Source organism: bacterium (assembly GCA_026414725.1).
GTDB lineage: Bacteria > Ratteibacteria > UBA8468 > B48-G9 > JAFGKM01 > JAAYXZ01.
Window position 1 is genome coordinate 1 of the sequence record JAOAIL010000063.1, and the last position, 367, is coordinate 367.

Annotated in this window: 1 protein-coding gene; it reads right to left on the bottom strand. The window is 23.7% G+C overall.

Annotated features, from left to right (window positions below; all coding sequences use genetic code 11):
- A partial coding sequence (locus tag N3D17_07860) for a glycosyltransferase family 2 protein (GenBank protein MCX8083277.1) occupies positions 1 to 338 on the bottom strand: 338 nt, incomplete at its 3' end.
- Positions 339 to 367: the final 29 nt, after the last annotated feature.

Consider the following 367-nt stretch of genomic DNA (forward strand, 5'->3'; position numbering starts at 1 on the left):
TCTGCTTTGTTATCCATTATAGGTTTAAGTAAATATTTTAATTCTAATGGATCATATTCTAAATCAGCATCTTGAATTGCTATAATATCACCTGTAGAATTTTTTATTCCTGTTTTTATAGCAGCACCTTTACCTTGGTTTTTTTCATGATAAATAATATGTAATTTGCAATTTGTAATCTGTAATCTACTTAAAATATTTCGTGTGGTATCTGTAGATCCATCATCTACAACAATAATTTCTTTCTCTATTTCAAAATCTATATCTTTTATTTTTTCTAATACTTTGTTTATCGTGTTTTCTTCATTATATACAGGTATTATTATTGAAAGTTTCATAAGAATATATAACAATATCAGTTAATATA